Here is a 1,686-nt window from a genome sequence, read left to right as displayed (position 1 = left end):
CAAATCATCAAACCAAGTCCGTACAAAATGTCACCATCAAGTAACCTCCCGGCTACCTCCCGGCGACTTGGATTAATCTAGCCCACCACAACCAAACAACACAAATCCCCAGGATAACGGGCATTATGGCAGAGTTTTACCTGGCTAAGTGGCCCCATAGCTACTAATGTCTCAAGGAAACCTGCAATCGAGATGTTTTCTCCCATATTTGAAAGGCCTCTCTGGTGGACCGCTCCCCTTTAGATGGACGATCCCAAAAATGGATTGGGGAGAGCGGACAATTATCAGCAAGATGAGCGCTGGGCTCCTTGCATGGGAAAAGGCCCCCGATTTCTCGGGGGCCTATCGGTGGAGCTGCCGGGAACTGAACCTTCAACCACTAAACACGCAGGTAAGAAGCACTAATCAAGAAAACTCCAAGACCAGATTCCCGTAACTTTCCCGTTTCTGACTCAGTAGAATGCCAACTGTAGCCACTAACGTGCCAAATTCCCAACCACTTCGCCTAGCTACCACGGAGCGCTAGAATTTAGTGAACCACTCTTCAGATTGGTTTTAGGCACCGTTTGCCCAAAAGTGCCTTAGCGCTAGATACAACATGATACAGATTAATCCCAATAGTGATTATCACTTGCTTTTCATCTACTACATCACGTCAAACTCTTTCGTCATTAGAAAAAATACGAAAGAGCTTATATTCTTTATTAGGCTTCCAACGTGGCCACACAATTAATTCCCCAGAAGGAGTGGGCGTTGTACTTTTCTTCGTTGGGAAAGCCACCAGTCGGCTCGCGTCTCCATTGATGAGGGAAACAAGAGGCGCAAAGGTAATAAGAGAACTAACCCATAGGCGAATACTTTTATCCACGGGCGCAACCGAAATATATTCTTGATAAAAGGTAATCCCGACGATGGCTACAAAAGCAAAGAAAGTAACATTTTCCATCGAGAATGCCCCAAACGAGTTCGTCACCCGTGTTTTGCCAGCATCGTGTTTTCGTATCCAAATGGCGCGATGCCCATGCAACGCCGCAATAAAAAGAAGATCGCTGCAAAGAAGTTTTGGAAGATCGCCACAATAGCCAGCTATGGCTACAGCGAAAATTGAGGCTCCTAAGAAACCATTAATAACGAGATAAATAGTTGATATTTTACACCAGTTCATAGGTTTTTGTTTCATCTCAGCTCCTTCCTGAATAAATTTTGTTCCAATCAGTCGTAAAGTGGAACAAGCCAAAGTAATGCTCTAAGTGTGATTCTTGAAAGTACTTTAGTCCACAGTCTCGGGCTCTGAAGTCGAGTCAGCATCTTAGAATTGCCTCCGTCGAATGCACTATATTTGACCAAGGGGTTTAACTGCTGACATCGGAACCTCGTACACCTATTCTTACCTAGCTCCCTGAGCATCCAGGCAGGTACATCTGACAGACACAATATAGGTAGCCTTTAAGACTCGGGGTGGCTGCCATCCCGCCAGCCAGTAATGGCGACTTATTGTGACGCTCTATATGCGCGTCTAGGCGATTAAGGGGCACAGCACTACCAGCACACGTTCCCCAACGCCTTAAACGACGATATTGAACAGGCAAAACGCCACCGCGAACAGTGCTCAGACCCGTACACGGCATGTGCGCCTTAGTCGCCCGTGGGTTGGGGAGTTGTGGGGGAGGGGGGTTGCCCCTGGGT

At 47.3% G+C, this 1,686-nt stretch carries 1 protein-coding gene; it reads right to left on the bottom strand.

Annotation, left to right across the window (positions count from 1 at the left end; all coding sequences use genetic code 11):
* Window positions 1–655: 655 nt before the first annotated feature.
* A complete protein-coding gene (locus WMP96_RS11665; RefSeq protein WP_340433611.1) occupies window positions 656–1,180 on the bottom strand; it encodes a hypothetical protein in 525 nt (174 codons plus the stop codon).
* Window positions 1,181–1,686 lie beyond the last annotated feature (506 nt).

This window comes from Corynebacterium sp. KPL4035 (assembly GCF_037908325.1).
GTDB classification, from domain to species: Bacteria; Actinomycetota; Actinomycetes; order Mycobacteriales; family Mycobacteriaceae; genus Corynebacterium; species Corynebacterium kefirresidentii.
The sequence above is the reverse complement of the archived record's forward strand: the minus strand, read 5'-3'. Positions and strand labels throughout refer to the sequence as shown.